This window comes from Mesorhizobium sp. ES1-3, assembly GCF_020164795.1.
GTDB lineage: Bacteria > Pseudomonadota > Alphaproteobacteria > Rhizobiales > Rhizobiaceae > Mesorhizobium.
Map to the genome: position 1 here is coordinate 1 of NZ_JAIUGW010000028.1, position 15,811 is coordinate 15,811.

Below are 15,811 nucleotides of genomic sequence, written 5' to 3' on the forward strand. Positions count from 1 at the left end.
TGTTGCAACGCTATTCCCGCATTCCTCACCGATTAGGAAACCAGATCAAAGCCTTGCGGATAGTTCACCGGCGACTACATAGCCGAGACCAAGGCGAGAAGACTTGCAGAAAGGCAGCAATCCATGACCAGCCGCAACGAATTGCTCGAGGTCATCGACGGCCGCGCCTGCGTCTTCAGGCCCCTGTCAACGCGCCATGAATGAGGGCGCGCAGCTCTTTGCGCACCGGAATGGCGCTCGAAGGCAGCAGCTGCGTGAAGAGAATGACGACCAAGTCCTCGACCGGACTCACCCAGAAGAAAGTGCCTGCCGCGCCGCCCCAGCCATAGTCTCCCACCTGGGCCGAAATTTGTGCCTTGGCCGGATCGAGGACGACGGAGCCCAACAAACCGAACCCGACGCCATCAAATTGGGTCTCAGCCCAAACCTCGGTTGCCAACGAGGCAAGGTCGCCCGGCAGGTGATTGCACGCCGCCAATCTCAAAGTGCGGGGACTAAGGATGCGTTCGCCGTTGAGTTCACCTCCAGCACGTAGCATTTCGGCGAACCGCCAGTAGTCGTCGATGGTTCCGACTAGTCCGCCTCCGCCGCAGAACGTATCAACCTTGCCTTGACGCCACGCCGAAACCTCCGGCGCTTCGTGCAAGGCCATCCCACCGGCCGTAGCCTCATAGAGCGGAGGGAAACGGCTGATCCCAGAGTCCGGCACAGAGAAGCCGGTGTCGTTCATGCCGAGGGGCTCAAAGATCCGCGTCGCGAAGTATTTGTCGAGCGTCATTCCGGAAACGACTTCGACGATGCGGCCGATGACATCGGACCCGGTGCTGTATTGCCATCTCGTTCCCGGCTCCCATTCCAATGGCAGCTCAGCGATCCTGCCCACCATCTTGTCGAGCCCGCCGTAGGCCAAGGCAAGGCCGAGTTTTTCTTTGGCATACGCCTCACCGAGCAATCCGGGGTTCGTAAAAAGGCTTAGGCCAGCTGTATGGGTTAGAAGATGGTGGATCGTCATCCTCGTTTTGACGGGCACGGTTTGGTCGAGCGACGTTGCGCCTGGCATCAGAAGTTGCCTACCTTTGAATTCCGGTAGGTAAGCTTCGACTGGATCATCAAGATGAATTCGCGCCTCTTCGTATAACATCATCAGCGCGACGGCGGTGACAGGCTTGGTCATCGAGTAGATACGGACGATGAGGTCGCGCCGCCAAGGGCGCTTGGCCTCGACGTCCGCGTGCCCGGCGCAGTCGAAAAAGGCGAGCTTTCCGTGGCGAGCGATGAGCACCGCACCGCCCGGCCAGCGCGCGGTGTCGGCATAGCGCTGCATCCACAGCTTCAGGCGTTCCAGCCGCGCCTTGTCGAAGCCGAGGTCTGCAGGATCACGAACCGGCTCGCCGCCCAAATGACTCATCGCGCAAATGTCCTTTCGAAAACAAAGGCCCTTTGGCACGCTACTCGCATTATACCTATATACACCGGCGCTAATATAAATGAAACGGACGAGCGGGCAGGCTATTCCTCTCTGAAGTCCTGCAACGATGCTTGGCGCAAATCCTCTTCGCCGCGCATGTGGAAGCCGATGACCCCAAGCAGGCATGCGCCCACAGCCTCATGCACGACATCACCCCGCTGGAGTTCCTGGTCGAGGATGAGAAGGCCGTCACCGAGCTGGTTGAGCTGACCGAGGAAGACGCTGCCGAGGCACGCGTCCTTGCCCTTGAGGGCAAGCTGTTCCCCACGATCGAGTTCTAGGTTAACACCTAAGGAAACGGCTTAAAGGGGGCGAAGGTGGCAGAGAACGAGGATCCGCCAAAGCGAAGGAAGGTGCTGGAAGCCGAGGAAGGTTTGTTGGCAGGGTTTCGGGGAGCCCCAGAGACCGCAAGCAACGAAGATGAGCCCCCGGACGAGCTCCAAGCTATCACGGACGAGGGAGTAGCGATCGAGCGAGAAGTGGAAGCCCTAAGGAAACAGAGGGAGCGTGAACGCGAGCTGGCAAAGTTCACCGCAAATGCCCTTGATCGAGCGTCTACATCCCTACTGACTTTGGGCCTCATCGGGCCCGGAGTTGGGGTGCTCTACCACACTACCCTGATGGCTGCGCTGACCGGCTCAGAGCTCGTCGTAGCCACCATAAGTTGCTTAGGGCTGGCGTTCGTCCTACATTCAGTGGGTAGAGCGGTCCTCAACGAGGTATTCCTGCGATGAGCACGCCATTCTTGATCTTCATGGCTGCACTGGTAGCGATTGGTGCCTGGGCACTCATAAGTCGGATTCTGGCCTCCCGCCGCCTCACTAAAATAACCAAGGCGGAAGAGGCTCTAGACACTCGAATGTTGGAGCTTCAGGAGCGGATCAGAAACCGCAATGCTCGCATTTTCGCCGAGCAGGTAGCCGATCGCAAAGAGAAGCCCGCAGGGGACAAATCTCCACGTTCATCAGTGCGAGCGTTCTACGGCGTAGAGGATCGCGCGATGCCCCTTCCCGAGGACCTCTTTATCCCCGTTCCCGCGACTCGCGGCTATATGGGGACTCTGCATCGGCGTGTTTATGCACCTGTTCTCCGCGCACTAGGTTCATCCGTGCTCCTCGACAACGAGGAATACGAGGTAGCGGTTTTCGCCCGGAGGTTTGGTCTCGACGCGGATGATGTGAGGGATCTGATCGACCGCGGCAGCAATCTGGAAGCAGTTGAGCGAGCGCCTTGGCACAAACCTTAATAGCGCTCACCTGTTTGATAGCTGCCTAGCTGCCTAGCCATCCCAGGTGTTTCATGTGATCCTTTTTATTAACCATTTACGGTTGCGCCCGAGCATTAAGGCGCGGGCTAGCAGGACAATTCTAAGGAATTCGGTGTCTTTGCCATGGCTGCCCTCACCGCCGGCTCTGACAGCAATTGCTCGTCATTTTCGCACCCAAAAAAGCGAAGACAACGCGCACTGGTCAGCCAGCCGGGGCATCGCCGCCATCCGAATCGGGAAACTGGCTCGATAAAAATCGGGGAATGGCCAGCGTTTTATCCTCAGGTGCACGAGAAAAGCATCTCCCGTGGAGTTCCATCGATGTCCTAGGATGGACGAGCAGATGCGATGGGGATGCTTTTTGCAACCACCGCAATTTTTGGCCCCAAACCTCCTCTACCGCTTGCAGCGAGACGCCACTGGCAATTCCCCCCCGCCAGCCCATCGGAACTGAGATTCACACCTCCGATCCTGGCTTGAATGTTGTCACTGGACCTGCTGAACGACAACATTCTGGTTGAAGGTGGCAACAAAACTCCCCGTGAACCCATTCAAATGTTTACGTGCGAGGTCTGACCCGACAATATCGAGGGCCCAAAATGACCCTCCATGTTGCGGAATGTTGACAGAGTTTTACGTTTGGTTGGCACTTTTCACTCGAAATCAGCTTTTTGAGCTTAGTGTCAACATGTCAGATCTCTAATGGATCGATGAACAGAACGCACTGGCAAGCTCATACAGCGACGGGAACACGCTCAGCGCACAAAGCTGCGCACAACTATCGGAACGCGCTGCTGACGTGCCCTGCGAGAAGACTGAACGCCTTACCCTGCAAGGCCGAATATGTATTTTTCTGCTACCGCGGCTCCAATGAAACCACAGCGGCCCTGGCTCTAAAGAATCGCTTCCAACGGGTGGTGTTCTATCGCGGTGGCGAGCATATCTCGACACCAACGACCTATTCGACTGAACGTTCGAATTCTGCAAAGGAGGCATTTCGGCCTGCCCTCGTCATGCTTGGGCCAGACTGGTGCCCCCCTCGCCTCCCATGAACTCGCAATTATCCGGAGGGAAGACACCCGCAGCTAACCACCCGAGCTATTGTGGCCTGTGCGTGAGACTAGGCTTTCCGCGAGCAAGCCTTGACGCGCAAGACCGGCCTCGGCATCTGGAAATCTGGAAATCGTCCTGACGACGTTGCTCTTCGTTTCTTGTGTGTCTGCGTGACTTTCGAGCGCTCCCGCCCAAACCTCAAACAGCGGCGTGAGGCGCGGATAGAACAGAAAATGCTTCTGAACGGCGGTTGGCGTAGTCGAAGATCTGCAAAAAAAGAAGTTGTAGGCGCTCTGGTACGCGACCAAATCGCTGCGGAACAGCAACAGCGGTTTATCTCGCCAGGCTAGTCAAAAGCCTCACCATGTTCGAATGATGTGTCGGCGCTTCAGCATGCGTTCCGTCCGTAGCCCCTTTCAGCAACAATGAAGATCAACTTCGGCGATGGGCGGTCCAAAGATTGGCAATGGCATACTTGATAGGCGTAACGTGCCCTCGCTACGGGGAGCTCTCAGGTGCGTTCCGAGCGCGCACAAGCCAGTGACTGCGATGAGAGCTTCGGAACGCACTGGTGACGACCTGTGTGTCACCCAGGTATATTCCTGACTCGAGCGACGCGTGCGATCATCACGAGCGATGCCCGACCAGCTATCTGCCGGCTACAGGCCTGCCAGCGAGTATTTGCAGACAGCGCTTCGACGCGTTCAAGGACCATCGGTCGGATCGCGGACCCTTAACCCCTAGATCGTTAAGGCGATGCATGAGTGCTGATGGCGACAGTTGCTCACCACTCGCGAGGCCTGCTTTCATCTCCTCAACGACTGGCCTGATCCGTTCAGCAGTGCGCAAAGATCGTCGCTTGTTCGCATAGGCGCCGAGAGCCTGATTTCGGGATATGTTTCCCTTGGCCTTTGGTGCTTTCTTTCGGCGTCGCGCTCTTTTCTTCCCAAGTTGGTGACGCGCGATAGTCATCCCGTGAATGGCGGTTCTAGTCGTTGGCTCAAAATCCCGCCACAAGCGACCGGTTGCGGCGTCGTATACATCGATATCCAGAGCGTCGAGACGTTGTACCGAACTCGGGAACTGCTCAAGAGGAACTCCGCTTAGAAGGTCAGCCAGATTTCCGACAAAGAGCGCAGCGTTGTCCTCTCGCGCAAAGCTCACAGCCTCGTGGAACGCGTTATGATCGCTGAAGGCCTTTTTACGATAAGTCGTCGTTACCATGAACCGCCGCCCAAGAGTTCGTCCTAAGGCGGTGGCACGGCTGTTAAGGTTCAAAAGCTGCCGTTGAATGGCCGGGAGGTTGACGCCTTCGTCGATTGACCGCGGTCTCCGTGAAACATACGCAAAGACGAAGAATGGGATTGGGACCGGTGAATTCATGTGACAAGACTGAAAGAAGTTTAGAGTTGTCATACCCAGAGCGGGTGCGCGGCACGTCCGGCGTTTAATTCGAAAGCAGCTAGTGAAACAAGGGGCGTTTGTGCCTCATTGTGACGCGTCGATTCAAGAGGTGCCGGTGCTCGTGAAACGTGTGGCGCATTAGGCACGCAAGTGTGGGACCGGAGCGCCCTCATTCCCGTCCGCATCGCGTCCTTTTGTTTAATACGTAGATATACAGATACATATATAAACAATAGACGCGCTATGGACGGGAATGGGGTTCCGGTCCCACCCGGATTTTCGTGGTAGAGCGTCACCAGAAAGCGTTCCGGCATCCCTGCACTCCTCGTGCTTTTAAGATGCGGCGCTCACCGGTGGCCGCCCCTGCGTCGCGCAGTGCATGTTCCTGCTGCTACAGCTTTGCTGACATCTCAGAAATAGCTCACCCACTCCGAACAGCAGTGAGCGAGACTGGTTCTTCCTTAACCGACCGGCGTGATCCCGGCTTCCCGCAGAATGATTCCGATCTGATATTCTTCGACCGGCTTCTTCGAAGGATAGGGTTCGATCGCCTCCAATGCAGTGAGAATAGTCTGCGCCCTCGCATGCGAAATGTTGAAGGCTGCCAGAGCGCGGGCGCAGTCGCCCAGTCCGGGAGTTTCATCATACTGGATCCAGTTGCGATACCGATCGGTAGGCAGCGCAGTCTTCTCAAGCACAAACTTGAGGTACGAGTAGACCCGCCACTCCATCAATGCACCGCCCTGCAGCAAAGCCTGCCGTATTCACTTCAGCGATGAAAGCGGCCAAGCCCGTGTAGGTATCCTGCTGATCCCGCTGCGACGGCACACGGAACCACTTGCCAGTGACCTTGTTGGGGGAACGACAACTCATAAAAATCTCCATTTTTTGGTTGCCGTGCCACTTATAGAAAGCAGCTCAACTGGAATGCGGACGGTTTTTCTCGGGGAAGTGGACAGTCTCCCTCTCGACGGTCGCCAGGAGACAAACGTCAGCTCGATTACCGCGCACGGCAGAGGCAAATGCCGCACTGCAGATGACTGTCCGCTATAAAGGAGGTAACGCTCGAGCCGCATAGCGCGGCATTCACACAGGATACACTCGATGACCACCCGTCCGGCGCCCTCTTCTGTCGCGATCGTCCAGCCGACACCGGCCCTTGCGCATCTTTCCGAGGGTTTCAGCACAAATCATTGCAGGGATTACTTCGCTCGGGCGCGGAACCAGTCCTTCTCGGCCCTACCCTCCTGCGTCCATCCGATGACAAGGCTCTGGCCGAGCGCCAGCCTTGAGTAACTCAGGAGAGAATAAAACATGGATACCAACGCTTACTATTGCGAATACGGCAGCGTTTTCGTCTTCCCGCATTGCGATGAAGTCTACAAGAGGACCAACTCTCGGAGTTGGTCGATCGGCATCCGCGATTTATATGAGCATTTTGCGAAGGTCCATGAGGGCGACAATCCGCAGTTTGCGGCGCGCCTCCTCGAGTCCGCCTCCCACTGGCCTCATATCAATGAGCACCCTTATATGCCGTTCGAACGTGACGGGAGGGGCAATATTCTCCCTGATTGCGACGACTGGGACGAACTGACCGACGAGGAAAAGCTCGTTCGCGGCAATCGGCTTGCTGCCATTGCGATTCTGGATCGGCTGCGGTTCGATCTTGAATCCAGGGACGACACTCCGGTTGAAGCTGACCGTATCACGTCGATCCGTCGCGGCCTTGCTGAGATGGCTTTCGAATAGTGCACTTCTGGAGGTCCGCTATGAAGCGGGCCTCCTACTCAGGGATCGGATCCTTGAGGGCGCGCGCTGACTGACAACTAGTTCCCGGCCACCAGCAGCATCGCCACCCGCGAAGCTGGCTCATATGGCGTGATCGTCATTCCGGCAAGTGCTGCTCGCGGAGCGGGTTTGAAGGCAGGGGAGCTTTTGCGAGACGGAACGAGCGCCTGCGACCAGGAGGGATTAGTAATAGGCGGGAATGGTGGTGACGGTCTCCTCCAGGAGCTTCGCCTTAATCTCCTCGGCCGTGAGGTCCGGGCCGCCCGGAATCAGATCGTGCTTCTTCAGCCACCAGATCGGTAACTCCTCGGCGTCGCAGTAGGCCAGGTTCGCCTTGATCTGCGATCGCAACCGCTTCAGTTCTTGCGGGGTGATCACTGTGCTGGCGACTTGGTCGAACTTCAGCCGCACCACGCCGATGCTGGTGCGGACCTCGACCACGATCGGTTCGGCGAGCTGTAGCGAGCCTGGCCCGTCGAGCTCGAGCTTCGAGGGCAGCGCGCTACCGCCGGGGATGAAGGTGAGCCCGGTGCTGCCGTCCGTGGCGGGCATGCGCACGGAAATGACCTTGTCGACCGATACGGGCGCCGTGCCGGTCGACGTGAGCTCAGCCTCGGAGTGCATGCTGATCGAGCCGGCTGGGTCGGCGTCGAATGCCTCGAGTGTGGAGTAGCCCAGCACCCCGCATGACACGAACGGAGCATTTCGGGCGAACCGCGACGTGGTCACCTTCAACTCGCCGGGGATTAGGTTCGACACGCTCCATGTGCCGCCGACGGTTACCGCTTCGGCATCGGCCGAGAACGTCGTGATCGCGCCAGGGAGGGCGCTCGGTGCCGTGAACGGAATGCGGGCGCGGTATTTGAAGCGGCCGATCTCTTCGACCATCGTGCCCTCCGGAAGACCGTCGATCCCGGAGGCGGCTTGGGCGATGGCTTGGGATGCCTCGTCGAGCAGGACGCCTAGCACCTCGTTGAGCACAATAGCCGCGAGCCAGCCGGCGAGCGGCACGAACGCTGCGACGAGGCCGGCGATCACGGCGCGAATCCCGTCGGCAAGGTCGTCGGCCGCGGAGGCGTCGATTTCGATTACTACCTTGCCGGTCTCGAATCCGACCGAGATACCGAACGAGGCGGAGACGACGTTGACGATCACCTCGACGCCGTCCTCCCACACCTCAAGATACGGCGTGATCGTGAAGGAGGCGCGGTCGCCGTGGCCGGAATACTGCACATCGACGGTGCGCACCCGGTACTGGCCGAGCGCCTGCGTGAGCCGCCCCCAGATCTGCGTCTGGATCGTGAGGCTCAGGTCCTGCGGGAGTGCGACAACGGCCCAGTCGTCGCCGCCGAGTCTCTCCGTGATCGCGCCGTTGTAGAAGTCGGTCCAGCGAGAGGGATTGCCGTCGTCGGCCACCTCGGCGCGGATGATCAGCGCGTTGCCCGTCGCGTCGAGGGCGATCCCCTGATTCCAGAACTGCAGGCCCTTGGCGAGCGTGTCGGAGAGATCTAGCTTGATCGGCTTCAGGTCGAGATGCGATTTCAGTTGGTCCATCGCCCACTGCTTCGGGTCGGCGACGCCCGCGATCGACGGGAACGAGATGCCGACTTCAAGGTCGCGAAACGTCGTATCGAGCGCCAGCACCCCGATCGAGGACTGCTTGACTTCGAGATCGAAGACGAGCGTGCCATCAACGGTTACGTCGGGAGTCGCGAGACGGTTCGGATGTGCTGCAATGTTAGCCTCGGCCGTTATCTCGACGGTAACGTCGACAGCCAGTTGCGTCTGCCGAGCGCTGATATCGTAGTACCCGGGACCTTGGTCGTGGCTGGCGTTGACATGCAATAGGCGGTAGGACGCGACCACGTCGCGGCGGAGGCTCACACCGCGGTAGCGCACCCGCTGTAGCTGCATCCCGAGGTAGGAGTCTGGGAGCGGGCGCGGTGTCGCGAGCAGCGTCTGGAGCACCTGGTCGGTGAACTTTTGGGCGCTGACCTGAAGCTCGATGGTTGAAGTCATAACGATAATCCAGCCGCCTGGAAGCGGTCAGTCTTGTTCGCTCTGAGGCGATAGAAAGGGACCGTCCCGTCCTGTGGTGAGTAGGACGGGTCTGTTGGCGTCCCACCGTTCTCGCCAGTGACTTCTGTACGGTAGCGGAACAATGCGTCGCCTTCGATTGCAGGTAGGAAGACTGCATCGGTCATCTGAGTACCCCCCGATGAAAATTATTGCGCATCAATAAATGAAAATCTCAGGTCGGATTATTGCGGTAACGAATTACACATTAGCAAGCTCGTATATTTATTCTAACCCAAGACTTTTATAGGATTGATGAACAACACGTTAAGAGGATCCCGGACATCCTACTCATCTCGCCACCACCCGCTTCTCCCATCGGATCGTTGTGAGGTGCAGAGCGGCCATGTCGGCTTGGGGGCCGAAAGCGGACCTTCCGTTTCCCGAACTTCAGGTCGAAACGCAGCCATTTCCAGGAAGGCTAATGCTTCAAAATCTGGCTGAGGAACAACTTCGTTCGATCATGGCAAGGGCGGCTGAAGAACTCGTCGGGCGTGCCCTCCTCGACGATCTGGCCGGCGTCCATGAAGATGACCCGGTCTGCCACCGCCCGGGCAAAGCCCATCTCATGCGTCACGCACACCATGGTCATGCCGTCGCGCGCCAGCCCCGTCATCGTCTCGAGCACCTCGGAGACCATTTCCGGGTCGAGCGCTGAGGTCGGTTCGTCGAACAGCATGACATCGGGTTTCATGCACAGGCTGCGGGCGATCGCCACGCGCTGCTGCTGGCCGCCGGACAGTTGGATGGGGAACTTGTTAGCCTGCTCGGGAATGCGGACCCGTTCCAGGAACTTGAGCGCGGTCTTGCGCGCCTCTTTTTCCGTCACGCCCTTCACCCACATGGGGCCGGCCATGCAGTTCATCAGCACCGTCATGTGCGGAAACAGGTTGAAGTGCTGGAAGACCATGCCGACGTTGGAGCGCACGGCGGCGACATTGCTCATCTTGCCATGCAGGGCAACGCCGTTGACGACGATGTCGCCGGACTGATGCGCCTCGAGGCGGTTAAAGCAGCGGATCAGTGTCGACTTGCCCGAGCCAGATGGGCCGCAGATGACGATACGTTCACCCTTGTGGACCGTCAGGTTGATGTCCTTCAGCGCGTGGAACTGGCCGTACCATTTGGAGACCGCCTTGGCTTCAATGATGGCCTGAGCACTCATCGCACCTTGCTCCTGTGGTAATGCCGTTCGATCCGCGCCTGGATCAGTTCGAGGCAGATGGACAGCATCCAGTAGATCATGGCGGCCGAAATCAGCATCTCCATGTGCTGGAAGGTCTTCTGGCCGAGCGTGCGCGCCAGGAACATCAGCTCCCACACGCCGATGACCGAGACCAGCGAGGAATCCTTCAGCATCGAGATGAACTGATTGCCCGTCGGCGGAATGATGACCGGCAGCGCCTGCGGCAGGATGATGCGGCGCATGGTCAGTGTGAAGCCGAAGCCCATGGAGCGCGACGCCTCCCATTGGCCGCGATCGATGCTCTGTATGCCGGAGCGGAAGATCTCGGTCATGTAAGCGCCGTAGCAGAGCGACAGCGCCAGGATGCCGGCAGGCACCGCGTTGATAACGAAGCCGAGTTGCGGCAAGCCGAGATAGATCAGGTACACCTGCATGAGCAGCGGAAGGCCGCGGAAGAAGGAGGTGTAGAAGCTGGCGATGGCGTAAGCGAAACCATTGCTGGAAAGCTTGGCAACCGCGCCGGCGACCGCGATGACCGAGGCGATGACGATGGAAATCGCCGAGACGTAGAGCGTGGTGACAACGCCCTGGCTGATCAGGAACGGCAGCTTCTCCCTGATGAAGGGCAGGCTGAGATGGAACGTCTCGAAGAAGGCGATGAACAGGAGCAGCAGTTCGAGCCAGACGATGCCGATCTGGAACTTGAGCGGCGCGAAACCGATCAGCACGACGTTCAAGGTGAAGATCACCGCTATGGCGAAGGCAATGGCAAAGCGGCCGTAGAAGCCACTCACCGACGGTTCGCCGATCACCGGACGCATCAGTTCGGCAAAGCTGGTGCCCGACATGTTGAAAGCCATGAAGAGCAGCAGAACGACGCCGAACATCGTCGCCACGAACCAGGGTTTGTGGACGAGGATTTCGGCTTCGACGGTATCCGGATAGAGCATTTTTGAGCACCGGCTGTTCGGCGGCCTGCCGGGGGCACGCCGCCTTTTGAGGGGCTAGTTTGTCTTCGAATAATCCTGCCCGTACCACTTTTCGGAAAGCTTGCTCAGCGTGCCGTCCGCCTTCATCGCTTTCACGGCGTCGGCGATCTTGGCGGAGAGTTCGGGATCGCCGCGTTCGATGGCGATCGCAAGCGGCTCGTAGAAGACCGGATCGCCCACCTGCTTGATCGGGTAGCCGGCCTTCTCGGCATCGAGGATCGACGGCAGTGAAGAGACCACCGCGTCGAGGCGCACGCCGTCGCCGAGGCGAAGGTCGTCAAAGGCGGTCGTCGAATTCTCGTAGGAGTGGACCTCCTTCGGGTTGAGCTTGTACTCGAATGGCGGCGCGCCGGCGGCGTCGAGCGTCAGATCCTTCTTGGCATAGGCCTCGAAAGTGGAGGTGCTGGTGGCGCCGACCACCTTGCCGTCGAGGTCGGCCAGCGTCTTGGCCTTGCTGTCCTTGTGCACGGCAACGGCCGCCGGTGTGTAATAGTACACTGCCGGAAAATCGAAGATCTCGGCGCGCTTCTTGGTCGGCGTCATCGAGCCGGCATGCATGTCCCAGCGCCCTGCCCAATGGCCGGCGGTGATAATGTCCCAGCCGGGCGTGATGAACTCGACCTTGAAGCCGAGGTGCTTGCCGATCGCCTTGGCGACGTCGACATCGAAGCCGTCCAGCTCGTTGCTGGCATTCACGAAGGACTGCGGCGCCCAGTTGGCATCGGTCGCCACCTTGAGCGTGCCGGCCGCCATCACGCGGTCGAGCGCCGCGCCTGCGTGAGCAGGATATGCGCCAAGGGCAAGCGCCACCGCGGCCATCGTTACGAGTCGTCTGTTCCAGATTGTCATATGCGTATTCCCCTGTTGTTGTTCAGTCCCTTGCTGTCACTTCCGTTCAGCCGGTCGTGATGTCGCAATTTCGTGCCGACCAGGTCGACGTCCTCTCCCAAGGCACGCGGATTTAGCGACGTCGCGGCCGGTCCGGTCTTCCGATGTCGCGGAGGATGTTTGCCGTCGCCGTTCCCCCGATCACAGGGAAGGTCCCGGCCTGTTGCCTGCGAGCCCTCGTACAGCACCTGCTGTCCGACATTCTCTGCCGCATCGCGAAGGCTGCTATTCATCGGCGGTGACCCCTTTCCCGCGGTCAGCGTCCAGCAGGAAATCGCCCATCACGCTGGCAACCCGAGCCGGCGCTTCGATCAGGATCGAATGGCGAAGTCCGGGCAGGATGGCGAGTTGCGACCCTTGCACCTGTTCGTGCATCAGCCGTGCCATGCGCGGACTGGAACCCTGATCGTCCTCGCCGGTCACGATCAGCGTCGGGCAGGTGACGCGGTCGAGAATGCCGCCGAAATCGGTCTCGGCCAGAACGCGATAGGCCGCTGCATAGCAGTCGCGGTCGTTCTCGGCGTCACGCCGGCGCAACTCGGCGATGACGTCCGGGTTCTTGTCCTGGAAATCCTCCGTCAGCCAGCGCGACAGCGAGGCTGCATGATGCGCCGAGGCGTCGCTCGCCATCAGCGCCGCCAGCCGGCCACGCACCGCGTGCCGCTCCTCAGGCGTGCGGCCGGCGACCGTCGACAGCAGCACCAGTTTTTGCAGGCGCTCAGCATGCGTCAGCGCCAGGCGCTGCGCGATCAGGCCACCCAGTGAAAAGCCGGCCAGATTGAAGGCGGCAAACCCGACATGGTCGGCCAGCGCCAGCGTCTCCTTGACGAAATCGTCGATCTCGTAGCGGCCCTTGACCCGGCTAGAGCGGCCATGGCCGCGCAGGTCGAAAGTGAGAACCGCGAAGCGATCTCTCAGTTGGCCCGCCACGCCATTCCAGGCTTCGAGATAGGAGCCGACGCCATGGATGCAGACCAACGGCACGCCGCCCTCACCCTCAAGGCGCCAGTTGAGCAGCACGCCCTCGACATCGAGCTGGCCGGAGCGCGCCATGGTCACGCCCTCGCCGCCTGACGCGCCCTGTCGCGCTCGCGCGCGACAAAAACCGGCATCACCTCGTCGACCCACAGCTTGATCGTCTTCTTCTGCAGCTCGAACGGCAGGTTGAAGGTCAGGCCGAGGCAGTACTGGTCGACGCCCGCCGCTTCATAGTCGAGCAGTTTCTCGATCACCTCGTCCGGTGTGCCGAACATCAGGTTGCGGCGGATGTTCTCGGGATTGTAGTTGTCCTTGCCCTTGACGCTCTCGTAGGGGACGGCTTCGGGAAAGCCGTTTTGCACGGTGCCGATGTTCTGGAACAGGTTCTCGAAGGCGCGGCCGTAGTCGATGGCATGCCCGACCGCGATCTCCCAGTCCTGCGCCCGTTCGTAGACGCAGGTGCGACGCTGCATCATCAGGCGCGGGCGCGGCACCTCTGGATGATCGGCGACGGCCTTGCGGAATTTCTCGCCGAGCACGGCGATCTCGGCCGCCGGCGCCGACAAGGGCGTCGACAGGATCGAGGCGCCGATGCCGACCGCCCAGTCGAAAGTACCAGGGTCTCGCGCGGCCACCCAGATCGGCGGATGCGGCTTCTGCAGCGGCTTCGGCACGCCGGCGGCGAGCGGGAACTTCCAGTAGTGGCCGTCATGGGCATAATCCTGCGCCCACAGCTTCTTCACCGCCGGCACCAACTCCTTCAGATAGGCAACGCCTTCCTGCTGCGGCATGCCGCCGGCCATGCGGTCGAACTCGTATTGGTAGGAGCCGCGCGCAATGCCGAACTCCAGCCGCCCGCCGGTCAGGTGATCGCAAAGTGCCGCCTCCCCTGCCAGCCGGATCGGGCTCCAGTAGGGCGCGACCAGCGTCGAGGTGCCGAGCCGGATCTGCTCGGTATGCTGGGCAAGCCAGGTCAGCGTCATCAGCGGGTTGGGCGAGATCGTGCATTCGATCGTGTGATGCTCCGCCGTCCACAGCGTCTCGAAGCCGCCCTCGTCGGCCAGGCGCGCCAGGTCGAGCAGATTGCTCTTCACCTTCGACATCGGCATGTCGGGCGAGAAGCGCTCCATGGTCAGCGAAACGGCGAATTTCATGTCGGTCTCCCCGGTGCGTCGGGTTTGGTCAGCGAAGGCGGATAACGAAGGGGTCCTGCATGGCGCCGGAATAGTCGATGACGACGTTCTTCAGGCGCGAGAACTCCTCCATGGCGTCGAAGCCGCCGCGCCGGCCATAGCCGCTCTCCTTGAAGCCGCCATTGGCCGACATGAAGGAGGACGCGCGGTAGGTGTTGATCCAGACGGTGCCGGCCTCGACATTCCTGGCGAAGCGCAGCGCGCGGTTGATGTCCCGCGTCCAAATGCCGGAGGCGAGCCCATAGCGTGTGTCGTTGGCGAGACGGATCATCTCGTCTTCCGACGAGAACGGCATGACGCCGACGACAGGACCGAACAGTTCCTCCTGCATGAAGTCCATGCCGTTATCGGTATCGGTCATCACGGTCGGCTCGAAATACCAGCCGCCGGCAAGCTCGGCCGCCTGCGGCCGCCTGCCGCCGGCTGCGATGCTGGCGCCCTGGCGCACGCCCGAGGCGACATAGGTTTCCACCTTGGCAAGCTGCGCCGACAGCGCCAGTGGACCGATGTCGGTTTCTTCCAGCGTCGGCAATCCGACCCGCACGCGCCTCGTGCGCTCGACCAGCGCCTCGACGAAACGGTCATAGACGCTGGCCTCGACGAAACAGCGCGAACCGGCGACGCAGGTCTGCCCCGCCGCCGCGAAGACACCGGAGACGACGCCGTTGACGGCATGGTCGATGTCGACATCGCCGAAGACGACATGCGGTGACTTGCCGCCGAGCTCCATCGAGCAGGGAATAAGGTTCTCCGCCGCATTGGCAGCAATCCGCCGGCCCGTCGCCGTCGAACCGGTGAAGACGAGTTTTGCAACGCCTGGATGCCGCGTCAGCGCGTCCCCGGCCACGGCGCCGGTGCCGGTGACGACATTGACCACGCCGGCGGGAAAGCCGGCCTCCATGATCAGCTCGGCCAGAGCGAGCGTGGAAGCACTGGCATGCTCGGACGGCTTGACGACGACCGTGTTGCCGAGCGCAAGGCATGGCGCCAGCGTGCCGGTCAGCAGCATCAGCGGCGAGTTCCATGGCGTAATCATGCCGACGACGCCGATCGGCTCGCGCAGGTTGAAGTTGAGCATGTCGAGCTTGTTGACGGGAATCGTGTCGCCAAGCAGCTTGTCGGCCATCCCGGCGAAATAAGTGTAGCTGTCGGGCATGGCGCGCATCTGCGCCCGCATTTCCTTGAGCAGCTTGCCATTGTCACGTGTCTCGATCAGCGCCAGCTCGTCTGCGTGCTCGAGCACCAGCTCCGCCAGCCGATGCACCAGTCTGCCGCGGTCGGTCTGGGTCATGCGCCGCCAGGCTGGAGCGGCAAAGGCAGCGCGCGCTGCCGCCACGGCCGCGCCGACGTCCTCGGCACCGGCCTCGGCGAACTGATACCAGGGCTTGCCGGTGGTCGGGTCGAAACTGCCGATGTACTGCCCACCTTTCGGCGCCACGAACGCACCGTTGATGAACAGGTTCTGGCGTGAGCCTTCGAGCGATCCGACCGTCGTTTTCATACTGTCTGTCCTGCGTGGAG

Annotated in this window: 14 protein-coding genes; 5 read left to right on the forward strand and 9 right to left on the reverse strand. The window is 60.4% G+C overall.

What is annotated here, in order from left to right; genetic code table 11:
• Positions 1–175: 175 nt before the first annotated feature.
• Positions 176–1,408, reverse strand: coding sequence for a serine hydrolase domain-containing protein (locus LB536_RS26700; protein ID WP_224597848.1), 1,233 nt, complete (start codon positions 1,406–1,408; stop codon positions 176–178).
• 131 nt (positions 1,409–1,539) lie between these two features.
• On the opposite strand from LB536_RS26700, the gene LB536_RS26705 reads away from it, so the two are divergent.
• From LB536_RS26705 to LB536_RS26720, 4 genes are all read left to right on the forward strand, one after another.
• Positions 1,540–1,749: a hypothetical protein gene (locus LB536_RS26705; protein ID WP_224597852.1), complete on the forward strand. Its 210-nt coding sequence runs from the start codon at positions 1,540–1,542 to the stop codon at positions 1,747–1,749.
• A 36-nt stretch (positions 1,750–1,785) separates the two neighbouring features.
• Positions 1,786–2,202: a hypothetical protein gene (locus LB536_RS26710; protein ID WP_224597855.1), complete on the forward strand. Its 417-nt coding sequence runs from the start codon at positions 1,786–1,788 to the stop codon at positions 2,200–2,202.
• Positions 2,199–2,714 (forward strand): hypothetical protein, encoded by a 516-nt coding sequence (locus LB536_RS26715; protein ID WP_224597858.1) that lies wholly within the window; start codon positions 2,199–2,201, stop codon positions 2,712–2,714. Before LB536_RS26710 ends, LB536_RS26715 begins: the two co-directional genes overlap by 4 nt.
• A 1,163-nt stretch (positions 2,715–3,877) precedes the next feature.
• Positions 3,878–4,138 carry a hypothetical protein gene (locus tag LB536_RS26720; RefSeq protein ID WP_224597861.1) on the forward strand — a complete coding sequence of 87 codons (261 nt, stop codon included), beginning with the start codon at positions 3,878–3,880 and terminating at the stop codon, positions 4,136–4,138.
• Positions 4,139–5,653: 1,515 nt separating this feature from the next.
• Here the strand turns inward: LB536_RS26720 and LB536_RS26725 are convergent.
• On the reverse strand, positions 5,654–5,923 hold the full coding sequence (locus tag LB536_RS26725) for a hypothetical protein (protein ID WP_224597864.1): 270 nt from the start codon (positions 5,921–5,923) through the stop codon (positions 5,654–5,656).
• 583 nt (positions 5,924–6,506) lie between these two features.
• Between LB536_RS26725 and LB536_RS26730 the strand changes: the two genes are divergently transcribed.
• The gene (locus LB536_RS26730) at positions 6,507–6,941 is read left to right on the forward strand and encodes a hypothetical protein (protein WP_224597866.1); all 435 of its coding nucleotides are present in this window, start codon (positions 6,507–6,509) and stop codon (positions 6,939–6,941) included.
• Positions 6,942–7,163: 222 nt separating this feature from the next.
• On the opposite strand, the gene LB536_RS26735 is transcribed toward LB536_RS26730, so the two are convergent.
• The 7 genes from LB536_RS26735 to LB536_RS26765 form a co-directional block, all read right to left on the reverse strand.
• Entirely contained in the window at positions 7,164–8,999 is a 1,836-nt protein-coding gene (locus tag LB536_RS26735; RefSeq protein ID WP_224597868.1) for a hypothetical protein, read from the reverse strand.
• A gap of 478 nt (positions 9,000–9,477) precedes the next feature.
• Positions 9,478–10,221, reverse strand: coding sequence for an amino acid ABC transporter ATP-binding protein (locus LB536_RS26740; protein ID WP_263489373.1), 744 nt, complete (start codon positions 10,219–10,221; stop codon positions 9,478–9,480).
• The gene (locus LB536_RS26745) at positions 10,218–11,192 is read right to left on the reverse strand and encodes an amino acid ABC transporter permease (RefSeq protein ID WP_224597870.1); all 975 of its coding nucleotides are present in this window, start codon (positions 11,190–11,192) and stop codon (positions 10,218–10,220) included. Before LB536_RS26745 ends, LB536_RS26740 begins: the two co-directional genes overlap by 4 nt.
• Before the next feature lie 54 nt (positions 11,193–11,246).
• Positions 11,247–12,080, reverse strand: a complete 834-nt coding sequence (locus LB536_RS26750) for a transporter substrate-binding domain-containing protein (RefSeq protein ID WP_224597872.1) — start codon at positions 12,078–12,080, stop codon at positions 11,247–11,249.
• A gap of 264 nt (positions 12,081–12,344) precedes the next feature.
• On the reverse strand, positions 12,345–13,172 hold the full coding sequence (locus LB536_RS26755; protein WP_224598005.1) for an alpha/beta fold hydrolase: 828 nt from the start codon (positions 13,170–13,172) through the stop codon (positions 12,345–12,347).
• A 2-nt stretch (positions 13,173–13,174) separates the two neighbouring features.
• Positions 13,175–14,251 (reverse strand): LLM class flavin-dependent oxidoreductase, encoded by a 1,077-nt coding sequence (locus tag LB536_RS26760; protein ID WP_224597875.1) that lies wholly within the window; start codon positions 14,249–14,251, stop codon positions 13,175–13,177.
• A gap of 28 nt (positions 14,252–14,279) precedes the next feature.
• Complete coding sequence (locus LB536_RS26765) at positions 14,280–15,791, reverse strand: aldehyde dehydrogenase (protein ID WP_224597877.1); 1,512 nt, start codon at positions 15,789–15,791, stop codon at positions 14,280–14,282.
• Between the last annotated feature and the right edge of the window lie 20 nt (positions 15,792–15,811).

What these genes read in the sequence shown, in the direction of transcription:
- LB536_RS26700 (WP_224597848.1), bottom strand. Translation starts at nt 1,408, where the DNA reads ATGAGTCATTTGGGCGGCGAGCCGGTTCGTGATCCTGCAGACCTCGGC.
- LB536_RS26715 (WP_224597858.1), top strand. Translation starts at nt 2,199, where the DNA reads ATGAGCACGCCATTCTTGATCTTCATGGCTGCACTGGTAGCGATTGGT.
- LB536_RS26725 (WP_224597864.1), bottom strand. Translation starts at nt 5,923, where the DNA reads ATGGAGTGGCGGGTCTACTCGTACCTCAAGTTTGTGCTTGAGAAGACT.
- LB536_RS26730 (WP_224597866.1), top strand. Translation starts at nt 6,507, where the DNA reads ATGGATACCAACGCTTACTATTGCGAATACGGCAGCGTTTTCGTCTTC.
- LB536_RS26735 (WP_224597868.1), bottom strand. Translation starts at nt 8,999, where the DNA reads ATGACTTCAACCATCGAGCTTCAGGTCAGCGCCCAAAAGTTCACCGAC.
- LB536_RS26740 (WP_263489373.1), bottom strand. Translation starts at nt 10,221, where the DNA reads ATGAGTGCTCAGGCCATCATTGAAGCCAAGGCGGTCTCCAAATGGTAC.
- LB536_RS26745 (WP_224597870.1), bottom strand. Translation starts at nt 11,192, where the DNA reads ATGCTCTATCCGGATACCGTCGAAGCCGAAATCCTCGTCCACAAACCC.
- LB536_RS26750 (WP_224597872.1), bottom strand. Translation starts at nt 12,080, where the DNA reads ATGACAATCTGGAACAGACGACTCGTAACGATGGCCGCGGTGGCGCTT.
- LB536_RS26755 (WP_224598005.1), bottom strand. Translation starts at nt 13,172, where the DNA reads ATGGCGCGCTCCGGCCAGCTCGATGTCGAGGGCGTGCTGCTCAACTGG.
- LB536_RS26760 (WP_224597875.1), bottom strand. Translation starts at nt 14,251, where the DNA reads ATGAAATTCGCCGTTTCGCTGACCATGGAGCGCTTCTCGCCCGACATG.
- LB536_RS26765 (WP_224597877.1), bottom strand. Translation starts at nt 15,791, where the DNA reads ATGAAAACGACGGTCGGATCGCTCGAAGGCTCACGCCAGAACCTGTTC.